Raw genomic sequence first — 17,359 nt, 5'->3', positions numbered from 1 at the left:
GATCCCGGAGAATATTATTTGCTTTGGTTGATATCTACTTTGGTTACACAGGTCTGTGTATCGTCAAAATTCACTTTTACAGTCTGGATCACTACGTTTTTATCAAACTGAAGTCCTGCACAGTACATGTAGAAATTATTCACTTTACTGTCATTTACTTTTACCACTGAGTTCTCATTGTTACACAGGTAAGTTTTCAGCAGGTAGTTGTAATGCATATTGAAATCTTTTCCGTTGGCAATCTGCTGAAGGTGGTATTTGAAGTTGTTATCCACTTTTGCGTAAGCATCCTCTACAGGCAATACATCATTCAATGAGTTATACTCAGGAAGGATTTTAATGGTATGATAAATAGGATCCCTGCTTTCTTCCGTTAACAGGGCCACTTTATATTCACCCGGCTGTTTAAAAGTGTAAATAGCAAATTTTTCTCTGGCGTCTACTCCTCCGCTTTCTCCAAATCTCCATTCAAACTTGTTTGCATCAGACACCGCCCGGAACTGTACCGGTACATTCTGCATGGCTTGAAGAGGTGCTTCAATAGTTGTTTCCATCTTTATGGTATCCGTTCTCATTGGCCTTTCCCTTACCATTATCTGGAAAGATTTCGAGTACTTGTTATCCACAATTAAACTTACCGTGTAATATCCTGATTTATTATAGAAATGAATCCCTTTACTTTTGTCTGAAGTAGTCCCATCGCCGAACATCCATTTTTTGGTTTTGGCAAATTGGGTATTATCATCGAATGAAAGGGTATCTCCTATGAACAAAGTGGAAGGATAAACGACTCCACGAATCTCATCGGAAGAGTGGATCACTTTCTTCTGAAGCCACAATGCAACAAGTGCGGCAACCAGCATGGATGCTATAACACCAATTATAATGTTCTTTTTGTTTTTTTGAAAATAATTCATAGTTAGTGATTGATGTGTTTTATTTTTTTAATATTTATTGATTGGCTTATTGGGTTCTGTTCCTTATCTGTTCATTTCTGTCATAAAGACGTCCCTGTTTATTTTTGAATCCTATCTGGCAGTCTGCCAAATCTTTTTCCAGTTTCTGATTAGTTTCCGTAGTAATAGAAAGTGCTCTTTTATCATCAAAATACATTTTATAGAATTTAACGATCTGCGGATAGGCTTCCTTACGGAGATCAGTTACTCCGTCTTCAAAATGGTTCCCTATATCATTAATTCCAATAGAAATTTCCTCTTCAATATAAGGCTCAGGAGCTGCTGTACCTGACATTTTGTTGATAATGGAATAGGTACTGTCTATTCTGGGTTGAAGAAGCTTTTGTTCCTTCTCAAACTCATTCTTTTTCTCAAGCTTCTGAATAGATATTATGTTGTCATCCGAAAACGGTGAAGTAAATCCTTTTAAAAAGATAATTCCGAGAAATATCATGGCAACCAGAAGCATCAGTATTAAATAAAAAAACTGGTAATGCCTTTCTTTTTTGGATAGTGTGATTTGTCCCTGCATAACTTTATTTTTTATTTATTTTCTTCTTTTACCTCCTGTGAAGTTTCTTGTGGGATCTTTTTGAAGTTCCCTGTCAACGACTCCTGTTTTTCCCATACAGTCCTGAAGCTCGGCCCATGTTCCCTGCTTTTTATTTTCAGCCTTTAGGATATCTCTTTTGAGTGTAAGCATGGGATTGATCTGCTTCATCAGAACGGCATAGTGTTTAAAGCTTCCTGCACTATCTTTACCCATCACGTTTTTAACGTCTTTCATCTTATCCATAATGCTGGTTCTGAGAAATCCGTCATTTACAACCTTATCGTGCTGGCTCATTTCACTATAAATTTCATCAACAACATTTTTGAGCTGATCACTTTTTTCCATAAGAGCAGAATATTCACGGTCGTCCCTGTCAATTCCTTCTTTTTGAACAGCATAACTCTTGTAAAAGAGAAATAGGCACACAAAAGACACCACAGAAAGAATAACAAATGAAAGTATAAATTTCAAAATGCCCGTTCTGACGTCTGATTTGTTTAATTTTTTTTCCCGAGTAGAAGACATAATTTGCGATTTGTTTGGCCTGTGAAAATATAAAAAAAAAATTTTATGCACAAGATGTATTTTCCCAGCATGGATTTCGTACTGTTCAGAATTAAATTAAGATTAATTTTCACTTTAATAAGTTTTTCATAAATTAGGCCTCTGAATTTTAAATATCACAGGCCAAATCGATATTAAAAGATGAGTAAAATTTTATCTAATACTGTGCGATTTTCCATAGCTGACAGTGATTTCTATTTTAAGAAGATCATGATCAAGACGCTGATGGAGAACCCTTTCTACATGCTTCTGAATGACTGTAACAACGGGCACGAGCTTGTCAACAGAATTTACAGAAGACAGGAGGATGTGTTCATCATTGAGCTGTTTATGCCGGTATTAAGCGGAATTGAAGCCATCAAATACATCCGGAAAAACAATACTGAAACGCCAATCATCACCTATTCCAACACCTACCAGGAAGATATGGCGGAAATCCTTTCCAAAATCCCCAATATTTATTACTGCCAGAAAAAAAGCAACACAATAAAGGATATTATAAAAGGATGTACCGGTTCTGAAGAATTTGATTATGAAGCCTATTCCAAAGAATGGGAACAGCAGCCACTGGCGGTACAGGATTATATGGAAAGGCAGAAAAAAGGACAGGAAGAGCTTACCCCTACCGAGATCCAGCTGATGAAATTCTGCTACGAAGGATTCAGTAATAAAGAGATCGGAGAAAAGCTGAACCTGAGCACCAGAACGATAGACACCTATATCAACAGGCTGACAGAAAAACTGGGACTGAAAACCAAGCTGCACCTTATCCGCTTTTGTGTAGAGAATGGCTACTACAATTCCAGTATGTAGGGATAACTTAATATAATATTAATATACCGTAAACATTAAAACTCTACCATTCTGATAAAAATATTTTGCCACTAATTTGCTAGTATTCAATTTTTTTAACTAAATTTGCACACCTAAAATTTAAAATTAAAAAAGGAAATGACAAAGGCAGAATTGGTAAACACCATCTCAAATAAGTTGGGAACAGAAAAGAATGAAACACAGAAAGTTGTAGAAGCTTTTATGCAGGAGATCAGAACTTCTATGTATAATGGAGATAACGTTTATCTGAGAGGGTTTGGATCTTTTATCATTAAAACAAGAGCTGCTAAAACAGGAAGAAATATTTCTAAGAACACTGCAATTGAGATTCCTGCTCACAACATCCCGGCTTTCAAGCCTTCAAAATCTTTTGTAGAAAAAGTAAAAACAAAAGTTGCAGTAAAATAAGAACATTAACTGAATATTAACTAGTTACTAAAAAATTAAAATTATGCCAAGCGGAAAGAAAAGAAAAAGACACAAGGTTGCAACTCACAAGAGAAAGAAAAGAAGAAGAGCAAACAGACATAAGAAAAAATAATCTCTTTTTCTTGAGATTTACAATATAATAAATATAGTTGGTGGTTTTATTTTTTTAAAGTTCACCGACTATATTTTTGTTTGCAACTATAAGATTCCTCAGGAAAACAGAGTGTTTGTGGTATTTTCGAAAAAAATATAAAGATTTCCATTCTAAATGCTTATATTTATTTTATAACAATAACCCGCCCAAAACAGATCCGTTTCCTATCATCTTAACCTTATTATTAGAAAAAATGAAGAAAGAACTAATCGTTTCGCATGAAGATGATCTTACAAAGATTGCACTGCTGGAAGACGGAAGACTATGTGAACTTCATGAGCAAGAGGACAAAAGCGATTTTATAGTTGGAGATCTGTTTATAGGAAGAGTAAAAAAACTGGCACCCAATCTGAATGCCGCATTCGTTAATATAGGATATGACAAGGATGCATTCCTGCATTATCAGGATCTGGGACCACAGTATCTTACATACAGAAAGTTTTTAAAAGATACGATTTCTAAAAAACAAAGCACTTCAAGCTTAAAAAACTTTGAGATACAGCCTGAAATAGACAAAAACGGAACCGTAGATAAAGTCATTGCCAAAGATGACCTGGTTCTGCTTCAGATCACTAAAGAACCTATATCTACAAAAGGACCGAGAATCTCTACCCAGGTTTCCCTTACCGGGCGTTTTCTGGTTCTGATCCCTTTCGACAACAAAGTTTCTATTTCTAAAAAAATAAGAACCTCGGAAGAGAAAGAAAGACTGAGAACCCTTATCGACAGTATTAAACCTGAAGGCTTCGGGGTAATTATCAGAACCGTCGCAGAAGGAAAAAAAGTAGCAGACCTCCACAATGATATGAATCAGCTGATTCAGAAGTGGGAAAGCACTTTTAAAAATATCCAGCGAAATAAGGTTCCGTCCAAAGTTTTAAGCGAAGAAGACAAGGCTTCAGCTATTTTAAGAGACAATTTCAATCAGGATTTCGTCAATATCATCTGTGATGATGAGCAGATGGTAGCCGAAATGAAAAATTATCTGGAGATTATCGCTCCGGAAAGAAAGAATATTGTTCAGTTTTATGATTCTCATATTCCTCTTCTGGAATACTACAATGTTGAAAAACAACTCAAACAGAGTTTCGGAAAACACGTAAACATTCCAAGCTCAAAAGGTGCTTACCTCGTTATTGAGCACACAGAGGCTCTTCATGTGGTAGACGTGAACTCCGGAAACAACATCACCACCGGAACAGCCGTAAACAAAGAGCATGCTCTGAAAGTAAACAAGATGGCAGCCACGGAAATTGCCAGACAGCTTCGTCTCCGGGATATGGGAGGCATCATTGTGATCGACTTCATCGATATGCCCAATCCTGATCACAGAAAAGATCTGTATGAACACCTGAAAGAAGAAATGAAGCGCGACAAAGCCCGTCATAAAATTCTTCCACCGAGCAAATTCGGACTGATCCAGATCACCCGTCAAAGAAACCGCCCGGAAAAACAGATCGAAACCAAAGAAGAAAACCCGAACAAAGATGGAGAAATCGTAGCTCCGATCGTAATCGTGGAAAGAATGGGAGAAACCCTGAGAAGTATCCTGCAGAAAGAAAAAGGAAAAATCTACCTGCATGTACACCCGTTCGTGGAAGCCTACCTTACCAAAGGCATTAAAAGCATCCAGATGAAATGGTTCATTAAATACAAAAAATGGGTAACCATTATCCCAAGAGATTCTTTTAAATATTTAGAATACAGAATCTACAATTCTAAAAAAGAAGAACTGATAGAATTCTCCAATTAAAACAAAATTTAAACCTCCAGTTTTTTTACTTGAGGTTTTTTTTTACATTTGTTCCAACTAAAGAAAACTCAAATACAATGAAAAAAAACCTATTTCCTGTACTGCTTCTTGCAGTGCAAACGGCTTTTGCCCAGATTATTTCCAAAGACAACAGCTTCGCATCTAACGGAATATATTCCATGACCAGCAATTATGCATGGTCTAAAATGATTCAGGCTTCAAACGGAGATATTTACTACACTTTTAATAAGGATAACGCAACTCCCTTAACAACTTTTGTATCAAAGCTAAGTGCTAACGGAAATCCTGACACTGCTTTTGGGAATAATGGTGAACTTCAGCTCCCGTATGGAGCATATGAAAGTCAGCTAAAATTATTACCGGATGGAAAGCTGCTGCTCTATTCTTTTGATTCCAGTTCGAATTCTGCTGCCATTATCAGAATGCTGCCCAATGGACAGCTGGACAATACTTTTGGAGTAAACGGCGTTGCAAAAATAGCAAACATGAATCATGATCTAAGCCTTAAAGGCTACAATCTGGTTCTTCAAGGCAGTAAGATTCTGGTATACGGGCAAGAAACGGCCACTCCATCAGAACCCACTTCAAACAGAATATGCAGACTGAATGAAAACGGAACTCCTGACCTTAGTTTTGGAAACAATGGCTCTATCCATTACGCGGGAGCAATTACACTTATTAAAACAGACAGTCAGTCCAATATCATTTGCTTTGGAGTCAGCAATCTGAATAACACCTACACAAGAACAATAACAAAATATACTTCTGACGGACAATACATTACTGAGACCGGAAATAACGGAACAAACCCTATTAATCCGGCATCCACACAGCCTGCCGTAATGGACAGCTACAACAATATTATCTATGCAGAACTGGATGCCAATACAACAAGCAGGCTTTATAAAATGACTCCCAACGGAACCCTTGATACCAGCTTTTCCAATAATTTTGACTCTTCCTATCCTTCTCCTTTTTTTATGATGATTCAGAATATTACTGAAAAGAACGGATATTATTATATCGGAGGGACGTACTATGGCCCAACCTATCCAAGTTTCTTTATTTCAAGAGTGAAGCCTAACGGGCAAATGGATTCCACATTTCATTATTTTGTAGAAACCAGCCAGGAATTAGAATCAATTGGGGATATGATCGTTAATGACAATAATATTATCGCCAACGGAAACAATCATATCGTAAAATACCTTTTCAACACTTCAACAATGGCAGTTAGTTCTCCGTTCAGATCTCTTCCTGCTATCACTTTTGAAAACCCTGTCGGCCCGGACCTGATCTATACTTCCAAAGATAAAGTAGCTAAAATAGAGATATTTTCCACGACGGGTACATTCCTAAAAACGATAAATACTTCCCATACCTCTGTTTCTGATTTACCGAAAGGGGTTTACCTGGCTAAAGTCACCTTTGAAAACGGAAATAGTACAACCAGAAAACTAATAAAAAATTAATAATCATATCCGGTTAAAAAGTTTTTGCCGGTAGCCGGCAAAAACTTTTTATTTACAATTAAAAACCAAAAAATGAGAAAGAATGTATTTCTTGTACTGCTTCTTGCAGTGCAGGCGGCTTTTGCCCAGATTATTTCCAAAGACAACACCTTTGCATCAAATGGAATATACAACGTCGGCAATGGCAGTTATTATTCCTGGACAATGGCTCAGGATCCCGCCGGCAAAATCTATTCCTCCTATACTGTTGCCAACGGCACCGAATCTTTTTTATTCAGACTAACTTCTCAGGGAGTTTTAGATTCAACTTTTGGGAACAATGGGGTACTTCAGCTCCCCTATACCCTCCAAAATCAATTGAAAATACAACCGGATGGAAAACTGGTGATTCTTGGTTATAATAACAATGGAAGCATCATAACCAGACTGCTTCCCGGCGGTCAGTTAGATTCCGATTTTGGTACAAACGGGTCCTCAATAATTCCCGCCATTACCGGCAGTGATGTAGATGCCCGTTCCTTTGGACTTATTTTACAGAATGGAAAAATACTGGTTTACGGTATGGCTTCATATACTGAGCATAAAATATACAGACTCAATACAAACGGGAGCATTGACGGTACTTTCGGCAGCAATGGCTCCATCTCCACACAGGGAGCTTTTCCCGTAGGAACATTCGTACTCACTGATAAACAGAACAACATAATCTGTATCCATAGGACCAGCAGCAACAATGCCAATGCCACCAATGGCTCCGTCATTCAAAAGTTCAATCCGGACGGACAGCCTGTGGCCAGCTTTGGAAATAATGGCGTTTTACAAACAACGTATACCCTGGGATATGTGGGCACGGCAATGATCGACATTAATAACAGGATTGTTTATTCAAACAAAAACAATGAGATTTTCAGGATAAATCCGGATGGAAGCCCCGATAATACATTCAATTATAATTTAAATGCATATTCCGGTATGAGTGGAGGTGCATGGATTCAAAGTATCGTTGAAAAAAACGGATCCTATTACATTGGTGGAAATGGTGAAGGAGATTTTGCTCCTACATATTTCATTTCAAAACTTAATCAGAATGGCTCCATAGATTCCGCTTTCAGCTATTATTCAGACACTGCGGATCTGAATTCCATAGAAGAAATGGTTATCAATGACAATACTATTATTGTAAACGGAAGCGGATATATTGTAAAGTACTTACTTAGCAATACAACCTTGTCAGCAATGGATACTAAAAAGATGAATGATGATATATCTTTTGAAAATCCTGTTAAGCAAACCCTGGTTTATCAGTCTAAAGAAAAGGTAAATAAAATAGAGATCTATTCTATGGACGGGAAAACTGTAAAAACCCTAAAAGACAGTCATACTGATGTTTCAGAATTAGTAAAGGGGACTTACCTGGCCAAAATCATATTCGAAAACAAAAAAATCATCACCAAAAAATTCATAAAGGAGTAATTTCTGCTGAATAATTTTTATCTATTCCTATACAAAGTATCTGCTTGATTTCAGCGGATACTTTTTTATTAAACAGCCATCAGAGACAGACCGGATAAAAGATAATCCAGAAGATATATTTCTGTCATGTCCTATGCTCCGGCCTCCGTTTCTGCTCCGGAGCCGGTGTCATTGTAACTGATTACACAGATGAAGCTACCGGTACAATGACTGAAACGGCTGAAAGAAGTGACCAATTCCCCCTCTGCTCCCTCCGCCCGGCGGTGATTATAGATAAAAATCAATGATTGGGACTGCAAAAAAATTTATCATAAAGTCTGTCTGTTTTGTTTCATTACCAATCCGGTCGGTTTTCAGGTACTGCATTTCCCGGTTCTGTTAATTAAATAAAACATTATTTAAAACCAACCCACTCAAACACCTTTAAACAATAGCTCTATGACACAATAACTCTAATTTCAACACTTAAAAATCAACAAAAAGAGAATTATTTAATGAAAAATCAATAAATAAATCAATTTATAATCATTATTAATATAAAAATTTGCAATTATTTGTTAATTTTATTTAAAATATAAAGTTTTTTTTATATTTTTATATAAACAAAACTGACCATGATGAAACCAAGATTAACCATTTTTGATGAACCGGTACTGTATACTGAAAGTTTATCAAAACTGCTGGCACAAAGCCAGATTTTTAACAACATTGACATTTGTAATTCTTATGAACCTTTATTTGAACAATTAAAAGAAGAACCCCCGGAAATTCTGGTTATAAGTTCCAACATGCTGGTCCTTACAGATATTTTCAAGCTTGTAGAAGAAATTACCCACAAAAATGACAGGATCAAAATTATTGTCATCGGCAATGATTATGAAGTGATAGACATCCGGAAGCTTTTCAACAAAGGCATCAAAAGCTATCTTGACAAAAACAGCAGGTATGATGAATTCATAAAATCCATCAATGCACTGCTTATCAACGAAATCTACATCTGTGATTACGCCAAAGAAAGAATGATCAGCTTTATCAGCAGTGAAGGCAGGCCCAGCCGCCTCATCAAAGGCCCCCTTACCCGCCGCGAAATAGAAATCCTTAAACTGATCTGCGACGGACTGAGCAGTAAAGATATTTCTGAAAAACTCTTTATAAGCATTAATACCGTAGAAACCCACCGGAAAAGAATTCTTTTAAAACTGAATGTGAAAAATTCTGTGGGAATCGTAAAATACGCTTTAGAAAACCACATTATTGATTAGAAAAAACCTATTTCGATTAACTGAAAAATTCCAAACCTGCGGCTTGGAATTTTTCTTTTAAAAGAACTGTGGAACTTATTGATGTGAAATATGAATTTTGCTTCGCAAGTGAATGGTTAATTTCAGAACGGCAGATAAGAAAAGATAAGAGACTGACAGATGGCAGACATGAGATTAGGGGAAAAATTTAAACTTAAAATCGTATATGTCTTATATGTTTATCTGATTTCCATCTTCCAGCCTCTGTCTTTCCTTCAATCCTGAATACCGTACCTGTCTTTCCTACTCATAATCCGGCATTTCACCGTTACTGAAGAGTGTCGTTCTTGAAAGATCGGTCATAGAAGAGCTGAGATCAATAACCATTATATTTTTCTGCGAAATATTATCATTGGAAGTGTTCATAAAAATCACCTGTGCATTGTTGGGCGAAAATCTCGGATCCAGATCATTCGTTCCCAGAGGCTTTTCGCTTTCCGAGGAGATATCGTACACGGTATCATTAACGAAGTTATAGATAAAGATATCGGAATTCAACTGTCTGTAATTACCGCTGCCGTCCTGATATCCGGAAAGGTCGCGGGTAAAGACAAGCATCTGCCCGTCTACGGAAAAGTTCAGACCGCCTGAAGCTCCCAAAGCTCCGGACAGTACGGTCTTCAGAATATTTCCCGTCATATCAATAATAAATATTTTCGTATTATATCCGCTGTAATCATTTGTTTTCAGGGCGATTTTGCTTCCGTCGTAGCTCCAGTCACATTCGGAGATCATACTTCCGTCCGGTGTTGTGTATACCAGATTCAGGCCGCTGCCGTCTTTATTGATCCTGTACAGCTTATTGAAGTTGGAGTAAATGATTTCCTGTCCGTTGGTACTCCAGGCAAAATCCATTTCATAGTTATTAAATCCTGCTGCCGGTACCGTAGTCACTTTGAAAGGATTGGAGCCGTCCGGATTGGCTGTATAAATATGGGTACTTCCTCCTTCTGTCCTCAGAAAGGCGATAAGTCCTGCATTATTGTTTTTACGGGGCCTCCAACTGTTATAGGAAGGGCTTGTAAACTGAAAACTGTTTCCCAGCGCGTCACTCGACATGATCACAAAGTTTCCGTCCTGTTTTTTTACATAATGGTAGCGATTGGCGGGAACCGTATTCGTGGTGAATTTGCTGACGGTACTTAAAACTGGCGGGTGAATGCCGTCCGAAACAGACACCTGCCAGAAGTAACTTACACCAAACTTCAGATCTGAAAGCGTATAATGATTCGCCGTCAGATCATTAATCTGAACTACATTGGTATTCAGATTATTTTTCACTGTTAAACTATATTTCAGTACATCTGTTGAATCAGGATCCACAGCACTCCAGGTCAGTTCGACGCTTAAAGGCTGGTTCACCGCATTGTCTACCGGACTTAGCAGCTGCGGTGCCGATGGTGGAGAGTTCAGAGAGGTGTCATCATCCATCTCAAAAACAATGGTAACCACCTGATCCTGTTTTTGTATGTTTACGGCCTGAAAAGTGGTAAGATAACCGGACAATTCGGCTTTTACAGAGTAATTTCCTACCGGCATGGCGGCAATGGAAAATGTTCCGTCGGTTCCGCTGAAAACGGTTTCCGTGGTAGGTGCCGTAAAAATTTTCACATTGGGAATCGGTACATTGGTTCCCCTTTTCACGACTTTTCCTTTCAGTATCCCTGTCTGAGCCTGATCTACAAGGTCTTCATTACATGAAAACAGACAAAAAGCAAGGATGAATATGCTGAGTAATTTTATTAAAGTTTTCATAGTTCACGTTTTTATTTGTTTCCAAGATAAAAGTTGATCCCGAGTGCAAAACGGAGAGCCTGGTCTTTTCTTTTTCCGTTAACCAGTCCTTCCCAGTTGTCTTTAAAACCGATATCATACTGTGAAGAAAGGCGGAGTGAAGTATTATTTCCCACCATATATTCCAGTCCTCCTCCAAGCTGCCCCTTATACTGAGGTTTGTATTTTGAAAACATCGCTCCCAATCCTCCGTAAACGTAGGGACTGAGCCTGTATTTCGGGAACAGGATATATTCGAGGTTAACTTCAGGAACAAAATAACTTCTCTTAATGATCCCTTCGTTTTCGAGAGTGAAATAGCCGGCACTGGTTTCGATATTGAAATTGGGACTTACAAAATATTTAATCCCTGATTTCCCGCCTGCATTCATCTTAGGATTGATGTAATCATCCTTGATTTTCTGGGCTTCAATATTGGCAAAAACAGATACTTTCTGTCTGTAATTTTCAGGAAATTTATTCCCGACTGCTCTTCCGGCATTCTGCTCCTGTTCCTTATTATATTCACTGATCATTGCCTGATAGCCATTTAAGTTTTCAGAGGCTTTACCCCATATTTTATCACGGACTCCTTCAATAATCAGGGATCTCACCGCCTTTTCGATAGCTTCTGTTACAGCAAGCTGCACAGGTTCATTCTGGGTAAGCCCTACCTCAGCTTCCAGGAGCCTTTCCGTATCAATATATCTGAAAAAGCTTCCGTTCACACTGGTGGAAAGAATAGTTTTGGAGGTATAAACAGTTTTAAGAATCTCACCGTTAAGAGTAGAAACAGCCCGCAGGTAAATGGTAATCCTGTCCTGGCGGTACTGTGTGGAAGCCCCTATGCCGAAGTACCTGGCTCCCAGACCTCCGGTCATAATATTGCTGTCGTAAGAAATTACGCCGCCTTCAAGAAGAATTCCGGCGTATAGAAGCGGGGGAAGTGACTGATTATTTTTATCGGTCTCTTTCAGGTATTCCTGTCTGGTGGAACGGATGATCTGCCTTTCGTTTAAAAGGTTGGAAATATTTTCTCTTTCAATGGGAATAAACCAACGGCTGTCTTCCAGCGCTTTAATCAGAATAGTGGTAGTTCCCTGTGGAACGGCTGTACTCCAGTTGTTTCCATTCTCAGACGGCTTATACTGCCCGGTCTGGTCTCTGAATTTGTACACGCCGATAACAATTTTTTCTTTAGGCAGAGGCAGATTTTTCAGTTCCGCAGTAGAGGGAGTTACCTCGCCCATAGTGGATCTTTCGGGATCGGAAGGAAGTCCCAGGATCGAGCTGCACGCCTGTATGCAGCATAGCAGGACCGTACAGAAAAAAATTCTGGTGTAAGTGTAAGTTCTCATGATACGTCTGGTATTTGGTTATGGTTATTTTGGAATTACGACCTCGGACTGATCGCCTGTACTGGTATCCAAAATATTGATCAGAAGTCCCTGGGCAGTAGATGTAATCTGTAAATACAGGGAACCGAAAAGATAATTTCCGGGTTTTATACTGCCTTCTCCAAACTGATCTTCAAACAGTTTCCTTGACAGCTCGCTCAGTACCTGTCTGTTCAGGCTCTGGCTGAAGCTGTTGAGGGAATCCATGTCATCAAGCAAACTGCGGTAATCCTCTTTTTCATCAAACTGATTCTGCGCATTTGCCGAGCTCAAAAGCCACTGGTAATTAAAAGTATCTCCTCCAAAAGCGGGATTGATGGGCTTATAGACAAGCTGTTGGGCCTTTCCGGAGAAAATACCCGCAATAAAGGTCAAAATAATGATAAAAGTTTTCATGACTGACGTTTTTAATAGATAAATTCATTTCTGATCAGGTTTTTCTTTGCGTTAAACTCTTTGATATATTTTAAGCTGATGGCCAGCTGTTCTTTTAAATAATCTTCACTGGGATTGGTCATAAAGCTGTAAATCACTTTATCATCAATCTGAATACTGATCTGTCCGCTGGTTCCGCGGAGAGGCATTTCAGTAATCGTCACCGCTCCGCTGCTTTTATCCGGAAGCTGACTGTACTGGAGATAGAAAAAATCATAAAAATCTTTTCCTACCCTGGTTTTTGTCTCATCAATCGTAAGACCTTTCAGCTCAAAAACAGCATCTTCCTCTATTTTAGCCGCCTTCTTTTTAAAAAGATCATTATTCAGTTCCAGACTGTCTTTAGCAATCAGTTTCCGGGTTTCTTCATCCCTTACATACAGAAAAGCTTTCAGAGCATCTTTTTTTTCAAGATTGACATTGATTTCAGACAGTGTTTTTACTTCACCGGGACTGATAGAGAACTTGCCGCTCTGCTGATTATTGGAGAGATTCCCTCCGCCGCCCTTTTTAATGGAAACCAAAAAATAATTCAGTTCTTTATATACTGCCGTGTTGTTGGTAACAACCGCTTTCAGGCGGATCTGGTTTTCAAGGGTACTGCTTTCAATTTTGGCGTTCACTTTTTTATCTTCCTGCCCGTAACCCTGTACAGACAGGAAGACAAATAAAGTGCACAGACTTAAGGAGTATAAAAGTTTCATCACTGTGTTTTAATAGTTTCTCATGAAAACAGTCCTGTTATCGCCTTTTACATGAATCTGCATTCCGTCTGAAATACTGTTGCTTCCGGTAATATCAATAATATTGTTATTTCCCCGGGCAGTAACCGCTGTTTTTGTTTCCTTTTCGGTAAATGAGTTGATGAATAAAAGCGTATTGTAATCTCCAAGCTGCTGAACGGCAATATGGGTTCTGGCATTAAGGGAAAGTTCCGCACTGTTGCTGTTTCCTGCCTGGATCACCTGTGAGCCGTAAAGGGGCTGCTCTGTCTGCTGTCCGGCAATGAAACCGAGAACAGTACTGCTGTTGATCTTATCCCAGTCTACCTGCTGGGCTTTTATGGAAGATACCGCCAGAAGCATGAATACAATCCATCCCAGCTTACCTGTAACATTCATATTATTAAGATATATAATGTAAAGCCTTTGGAAATTGTTTTAAGCTTAAAAAAGGAGAAACTCTTGCATGCTTCTCCTTTTATAAGATTACAGTACATCCGGATCTAGTTGGATTGGTTTACCACCATTGTGTTTCCGTTACCAACCTGAGCTCCTACATGCATATGTCCCACTCCGCTCTGAGCTACCCAGGTAAAGTTACCGTTACCCATCTGAAGATCAATCGCAGTATTGGAATCACCGGCCTGAAGCTGATACAGCTGGTTACCGTTTCCGATCTGGGCCCCCAGAGAGGTGTTATCATCTCCTACCTGAGCAGAGAGTGCGATATTTCCGTCTCCTACCTGACCGTTGGTAGCGCTGTTGTCGTTACCGCTCTGATACTGTACCAGAATATTGCTGTCACCCAGCTGAAGTCCGGTGGCTTCATTTCGTCTGCCATCCTGTACCTGATAAGCGGTATTGTCATCTCCGATCTGAATAGCTGAAGCAGAATTTCTTCTTCCATCCTGATATTGTACGACTTCGTTTCCGCTGCCTAACTGCATAGATGATGCCTCATTTCTTCTTCCTATCTGAGTCTGTTCTGTTGAGTTCTGCATTCCGAACTGCCAGGTTGTTGCAGAGTTTCTGTTACCCTGCTGGCTTACGTTGTTGTAGTTGGCAACTCCGGTCTGGTCTACATCAATTGAGTTTCTGTTTCCTACGCTTGAGGCAATGTTTACGTTGAAAGCACCTACCTGGTCAATATCCGCGGTATTACGGTTCCCATCCTGTGTTAAGGAGTTGATGTTCAAAAGACCTGTCTGGTCTACTGTAGCTGTGTTTAAGTTTCCGATCTGGGCAGTCACATCAATATTTGCTTGTGCGAAGCCGAAACTCATGGCCATTAGTGTAAATACACCTGTAATGAAATTTTTCATCTTAGTAAAAATTAATTGGTTAATAGTGGGACAAAGGTAGACGCTAAACCAAAGCAAGAAACCACCATATCTGCGTAAATTTCCAAAATCACGGTTTATGGTATCGAAAGTCACGGTTTGCGGTTTTCGCAAGGTCACTTATTGCCGTTAGGGAAAAATACGGTAAGTTTTTCTATCCTTCCTTCTATTCTATAATTCCGGTGGACAGTAACTGCAAAATTTCCCCGGATGGTTAATTAATGTTAACGGCTTCCGTTCTTCGGTTTATATTATTAAATTTGAAGTATGGAAAGTTTCGGAAAAGACCTTTTAAGAAAAATAAAAAGTGTAGGCCTGCCCGGCGAAAATGCGCATGGTGTGTTTTCACCACCCTACCGTCCTGTATTTACTTATGATGAAGTACTGGCCAAAAATCCAAAGTTTGCAGCCGTTAACATTGTATTGTATTTAAAAGATAATGAATGGTATTTTCCTTTGATTCAGAGAACGATCAACGAGCATGACCGGCATAGCGGGCAGATCTCTCTTCCGGGTGGAAAACGTGAAGAAATGGACAGGGATTTCGCCGAAACAGCAGTACGTGAGACCTCAGAAGAGATCGGTATAGACAAACATTATGTAAGGATCATCAGGGAAATGTCTCCCATCTATATTCCGCCAAGCAACTTTTACGTATATCCCTATATTTCTTACACCAAAAAGAATCCGCTCTTTGTTCTTCAGCAGAGTGAAGCTGTGGAAACCATAGAATTTCCCATCACATCTTTTCTGAACCTGCCCGACAGCCCTGAACTGATGGCTCTTCCAAGTGCCGGAGGCCACGAAGTTCCGGTAATTAATTTCAACGGATATATTATCTGGGGCGCCACAGCCATGATATTGAGTGAGTTTAGCCAGTTGCTGAAAAAAATGTAACTTTGCATTACCGTGTTTAATTGAGAGATGGCGAAGAAAAATATTTTCACCGATGCATTCGGAACACCTTATTTTTTAAAAAGGTTAATTATTTTTATTTTAGGAGTTGTATCCTACAGAAGATTCAACGGCTTTAATAAATTAAAGATAACCGGTACTGAGCACCTTGTGGATCTTCCGGATTCCAACGTGCTTTTCGTATCCAACCATCAGACGTATTTTGCAGATGTGGCTGCAATGTACCATGCATTCTGTGCTGTCAATAACGGATATTTAAATACCATCAAAAACCCGATCTACCTGCTCAATCCCAAGATCGATTTTTATTATGTAGCCGCTGAAGAAACCATGAATAAAGGCATTCTTCCGAAGATCTTCAAGATCGCAGGAGCTGTAACGGTAAAAAGAACCTGGAGAGCAGAAGGAAAGAATATCAACAGAATGGTGGATATGAGCGAGGTTGATAATATTATGAAAGCTCTGGACAACGGCTGGGTAGCTACTTTCCCTCAGGGTACTACATCTGCATTTGCACAGGGACGAAGAGGAACCGCCAAACTGGTGAAAAACCAGCGCCCGATTGTAATTCCGATCAAGATCAACGGATTCAGAAGGGCATTTGACAAAAAAGGCCTCCGGGTAAAGGTTACAGGCGTAAAACCTACCATGGAGTTTAAAGCACCTCTGGATATTGATTACGATAATGAAAAAGCGCCTGAAATCTTACTGAAGATCATGACTGCCATTGAGCAGACGGAAGACTTCAATGTACTGCACAATTATGATGAAGAACTTAAAGCTAAAAAATTAGAACAAAAGGACTCAGATAATTAAAGTAAGTAAAATTATGAACAGAATATTAGGAATCTTATTCGCGGTCATAGTATTGGTTTCGTGCAACAGCCAGAAGGTATACTCGGATTTTGATATCAGCTACTCCAGAAGCGGAGGTTATGCACCGGTCTATGAAAATCTGCTTATAAAAGGGAATAATGTGCATTATTCTTTTGAAGGCCAGGGAAAAAAGTACAAACAGGATTTCAAAATTTCCGGCGAAGATCTTAAAAAACTGGATCAAACCCTTTCCCAGAACAATTTCAGAAGAATACAGGAAGACCGCAAAAAGCTTTACGATAATATATCGACTTCCATTAATATCAAGAAGGGGCCTAATGAAGGCAGTAAAACCGATGCCAGCATGATTATGCCCAACTTTGCCACCAACTGGAACAACATTCTGAATGCATTCCAGGAAATTATTAATAACAACGTAAAAAAACAGTAA

The 17,359-nt window shown here is 39.0% G+C and carries 18 protein-coding genes; 9 read left to right on the top strand and 9 right to left on the bottom strand.

The genetic code is table 11. The features are described 5' to 3' along the window. Nucleotides 1–14: 14 nt before the first annotated feature. From AC106S_RS09155 to tssO, 3 genes are read right to left on the bottom strand one after another with little or no spacing between them, the layout of a single operon-like run. Nucleotides 15–917: a PKD domain-containing protein gene (locus tag AC106S_RS09155; RefSeq protein ID WP_482438768.1), complete on the bottom strand. Its 903-nt coding sequence runs from the start codon at nucleotides 915–917 to the stop codon at nucleotides 15–17. 46 nt (nucleotides 918–963) lie between these two features. Then, nucleotides 964–1,488, bottom strand: coding sequence for a type VI secretion system transmembrane protein TssO (locus AC106S_RS09150; RefSeq protein WP_482438767.1), 525 nt, complete (start codon nucleotides 1,486–1,488; stop codon nucleotides 964–966). 15 nt (nucleotides 1,489–1,503) lie between these two features. Next, nucleotides 1,504–2,034 carry a type VI secretion system TssO gene (tssO, locus tag AC106S_RS09145; protein ID WP_482438766.1) on the bottom strand — a complete coding sequence of 177 codons (531 nt, stop codon included), beginning with the start codon at nucleotides 2,032–2,034 and terminating at the stop codon, nucleotides 1,504–1,506. Nucleotides 2,035–2,214: 180 nt separating this feature from the next. Between tssO and AC106S_RS09140 the strand changes: the two genes are divergently transcribed. The 6 genes from AC106S_RS09140 to AC106S_RS09115 all read left to right on the top strand — a co-directional run bounded on the left by AC106S_RS09140 (nucleotide 2,215) and on the right by AC106S_RS09115 (nucleotide 9,471). After that, the gene (locus AC106S_RS09140) at nucleotides 2,215–2,886 is read left to right on the top strand and encodes a LuxR C-terminal-related transcriptional regulator (protein WP_482438765.1); all 672 of its coding nucleotides are present in this window, start codon (nucleotides 2,215–2,217) and stop codon (nucleotides 2,884–2,886) included. A gap of 138 nt (nucleotides 2,887–3,024) precedes the next feature. After that, nucleotides 3,025–3,315 (top strand): HU family DNA-binding protein, encoded by a 291-nt coding sequence (locus tag AC106S_RS09135; protein WP_002984212.1) that lies wholly within the window; start codon nucleotides 3,025–3,027, stop codon nucleotides 3,313–3,315. A gap of 368 nt (nucleotides 3,316–3,683) precedes the next feature. After that, nucleotides 3,684–5,243 carry an Rne/Rng family ribonuclease gene (locus AC106S_RS09130; RefSeq protein ID WP_482438764.1) on the top strand — a complete coding sequence of 520 codons (1,560 nt, stop codon included), beginning with the start codon at nucleotides 3,684–3,686 and terminating at the stop codon, nucleotides 5,241–5,243. 77 nt (nucleotides 5,244–5,320) lie between these two features. After that, nucleotides 5,321–6,736, top strand: a complete 1,416-nt coding sequence (locus AC106S_RS09125; RefSeq protein ID WP_482438763.1) for a T9SS type A sorting domain-containing protein — start codon at nucleotides 5,321–5,323, stop codon at nucleotides 6,734–6,736. A 72-nt stretch (nucleotides 6,737–6,808) separates the two neighbouring features. After that, the gene (locus AC106S_RS09120) at nucleotides 6,809–8,209 is read left to right on the top strand and encodes a T9SS type A sorting domain-containing protein (RefSeq protein ID WP_482438762.1); all 1,401 of its coding nucleotides are present in this window, start codon (nucleotides 6,809–6,811) and stop codon (nucleotides 8,207–8,209) included. Between the two features lie 614 nt (nucleotides 8,210–8,823). Next, entirely contained in the window at nucleotides 8,824–9,471 is a 648-nt protein-coding gene (locus AC106S_RS09115) for a response regulator transcription factor (RefSeq protein WP_482438761.1), read from the top strand. A gap of 282 nt (nucleotides 9,472–9,753) precedes the next feature. On the opposite strand, the gene AC106S_RS09110 is transcribed toward AC106S_RS09115, so the two are convergent. The 6 genes from AC106S_RS09110 to AC106S_RS09085 form a co-directional block, all read right to left on the bottom strand. Further along, on the bottom strand, nucleotides 9,754–11,265 hold the full coding sequence (locus tag AC106S_RS09110) for a carboxypeptidase-like regulatory domain-containing protein (protein ID WP_482438760.1): 1,512 nt from the start codon (nucleotides 11,263–11,265) through the stop codon (nucleotides 9,754–9,756). Between the two features lie 11 nt (nucleotides 11,266–11,276). After that, the gene (locus AC106S_RS09105; RefSeq protein WP_482438759.1) at nucleotides 11,277–12,641 is read right to left on the bottom strand and encodes a CsgG/HfaB family protein; all 1,365 of its coding nucleotides are present in this window, start codon (nucleotides 12,639–12,641) and stop codon (nucleotides 11,277–11,279) included. A gap of 24 nt (nucleotides 12,642–12,665) precedes the next feature. Beyond that, on the bottom strand, nucleotides 12,666–13,076 hold the full coding sequence (locus AC106S_RS09100; protein ID WP_482438758.1) for a curli production assembly/transport component CsgF: 411 nt from the start codon (nucleotides 13,074–13,076) through the stop codon (nucleotides 12,666–12,668). Between the two features lie 11 nt (nucleotides 13,077–13,087). After that, nucleotides 13,088–13,819, bottom strand: coding sequence for a curli-like amyloid fiber formation chaperone CsgH (gene csgH / locus AC106S_RS09095; RefSeq protein ID WP_482438757.1), 732 nt, complete (start codon nucleotides 13,817–13,819; stop codon nucleotides 13,088–13,090). 9 nt (nucleotides 13,820–13,828) lie between these two features. Further along, entirely contained in the window at nucleotides 13,829–14,236 is a 408-nt protein-coding gene (locus tag AC106S_RS09090; RefSeq protein ID WP_482438756.1) for a hypothetical protein, read from the bottom strand. A gap of 104 nt (nucleotides 14,237–14,340) precedes the next feature. Next, the gene (locus AC106S_RS09085; protein ID WP_482438755.1) at nucleotides 14,341–15,159 is read right to left on the bottom strand and encodes a hypothetical protein; all 819 of its coding nucleotides are present in this window, start codon (nucleotides 15,157–15,159) and stop codon (nucleotides 14,341–14,343) included. Between the two features lie 285 nt (nucleotides 15,160–15,444). On the opposite strand from AC106S_RS09085, the gene AC106S_RS09080 reads away from it, so the two are divergent. The 3 genes from AC106S_RS09080 to AC106S_RS09070 are packed head-to-tail and all read left to right on the top strand — an operon-like array spanning nucleotide 15,445 to nucleotide 17,359. Continuing rightward, a complete protein-coding gene (locus tag AC106S_RS09080; protein ID WP_482438754.1) occupies nucleotides 15,445–16,074 on the top strand; it encodes an NUDIX hydrolase in 630 nt (209 codons plus the stop codon). A gap of 27 nt (nucleotides 16,075–16,101) precedes the next feature. After that, on the top strand, nucleotides 16,102–16,908 hold the full coding sequence (locus AC106S_RS09075) for a lysophospholipid acyltransferase family protein (protein ID WP_482438753.1): 807 nt from the start codon (nucleotides 16,102–16,104) through the stop codon (nucleotides 16,906–16,908). Between the two features lie 13 nt (nucleotides 16,909–16,921). Continuing rightward, a complete protein-coding gene (locus AC106S_RS09070) occupies nucleotides 16,922–17,359 on the top strand; it encodes a hypothetical protein (RefSeq protein ID WP_482438752.1) in 438 nt (145 codons plus the stop codon).

It is taken from the genome of Chryseobacterium sp. FR054, from assembly GCF_056844565.1.
The sequence above is the reverse complement of the archived record's forward strand: the minus strand, read 5'-3'. Positions and strand labels throughout refer to the sequence as shown.

What these genes read in the sequence shown, in the direction of transcription:
- AC106S_RS09135 (WP_002984212.1), top strand. Translation starts at nt 3,025, where the DNA reads ATGACAAAGGCAGAATTGGTAAACACCATCTCAAATAAGTTGGGAACA.
- AC106S_RS09125 (WP_482438763.1), top strand. Translation starts at nt 5,321, where the DNA reads ATGAAAAAAAACCTATTTCCTGTACTGCTTCTTGCAGTGCAAACGGCT.
- AC106S_RS09140 (WP_482438765.1), top strand. Translation starts at nt 2,215, where the DNA reads ATGAGTAAAATTTTATCTAATACTGTGCGATTTTCCATAGCTGACAGT.
- AC106S_RS09080 (WP_482438754.1), top strand. Translation starts at nt 15,445, where the DNA reads ATGGAAAGTTTCGGAAAAGACCTTTTAAGAAAAATAAAAAGTGTAGGC.
- AC106S_RS09115 (WP_482438761.1), top strand. Translation starts at nt 8,824, where the DNA reads ATGATGAAACCAAGATTAACCATTTTTGATGAACCGGTACTGTATACT.
- AC106S_RS09120 (WP_482438762.1), top strand. Translation starts at nt 6,809, where the DNA reads ATGAGAAAGAATGTATTTCTTGTACTGCTTCTTGCAGTGCAGGCGGCT.
- AC106S_RS09155 (WP_482438768.1), bottom strand. Translation starts at nt 917, where the DNA reads ATGAATTATTTTCAAAAAAACAAAAAGAACATTATAATTGGTGTTATA.
- tssO (WP_482438766.1), bottom strand. Translation starts at nt 2,034, where the DNA reads ATGTCTTCTACTCGGGAAAAAAAATTAAACAAATCAGACGTCAGAACG.
- AC106S_RS09090 (WP_482438756.1), bottom strand. Translation starts at nt 14,236, where the DNA reads ATGAATGTTACAGGTAAGCTGGGATGGATTGTATTCATGCTTCTGGCG.
- AC106S_RS09110 (WP_482438760.1), bottom strand. Translation starts at nt 11,265, where the DNA reads ATGAAAACTTTAATAAAATTACTCAGCATATTCATCCTTGCTTTTTGT.
- AC106S_RS09130 (WP_482438764.1), top strand. Translation starts at nt 3,684, where the DNA reads ATGAAGAAAGAACTAATCGTTTCGCATGAAGATGATCTTACAAAGATT.
- AC106S_RS09105 (WP_482438759.1), bottom strand. Translation starts at nt 12,641, where the DNA reads ATGAGAACTTACACTTACACCAGAATTTTTTTCTGTACGGTCCTGCTA.
- AC106S_RS09085 (WP_482438755.1), bottom strand. Translation starts at nt 15,159, where the DNA reads ATGAAAAATTTCATTACAGGTGTATTTACACTAATGGCCATGAGTTTC.
- AC106S_RS09100 (WP_482438758.1), bottom strand. Translation starts at nt 13,076, where the DNA reads ATGAAAACTTTTATCATTATTTTGACCTTTATTGCGGGTATTTTCTCC.
- AC106S_RS09150 (WP_482438767.1), bottom strand. Translation starts at nt 1,488, where the DNA reads ATGCAGGGACAAATCACACTATCCAAAAAAGAAAGGCATTACCAGTTT.
- AC106S_RS09075 (WP_482438753.1), top strand. Translation starts at nt 16,102, where the DNA reads ATGGCGAAGAAAAATATTTTCACCGATGCATTCGGAACACCTTATTTT.
- AC106S_RS09070 (WP_482438752.1), top strand. Translation starts at nt 16,922, where the DNA reads ATGAACAGAATATTAGGAATCTTATTCGCGGTCATAGTATTGGTTTCG.
- csgH (WP_482438757.1), bottom strand. Translation starts at nt 13,819, where the DNA reads ATGAAACTTTTATACTCCTTAAGTCTGTGCACTTTATTTGTCTTCCTG.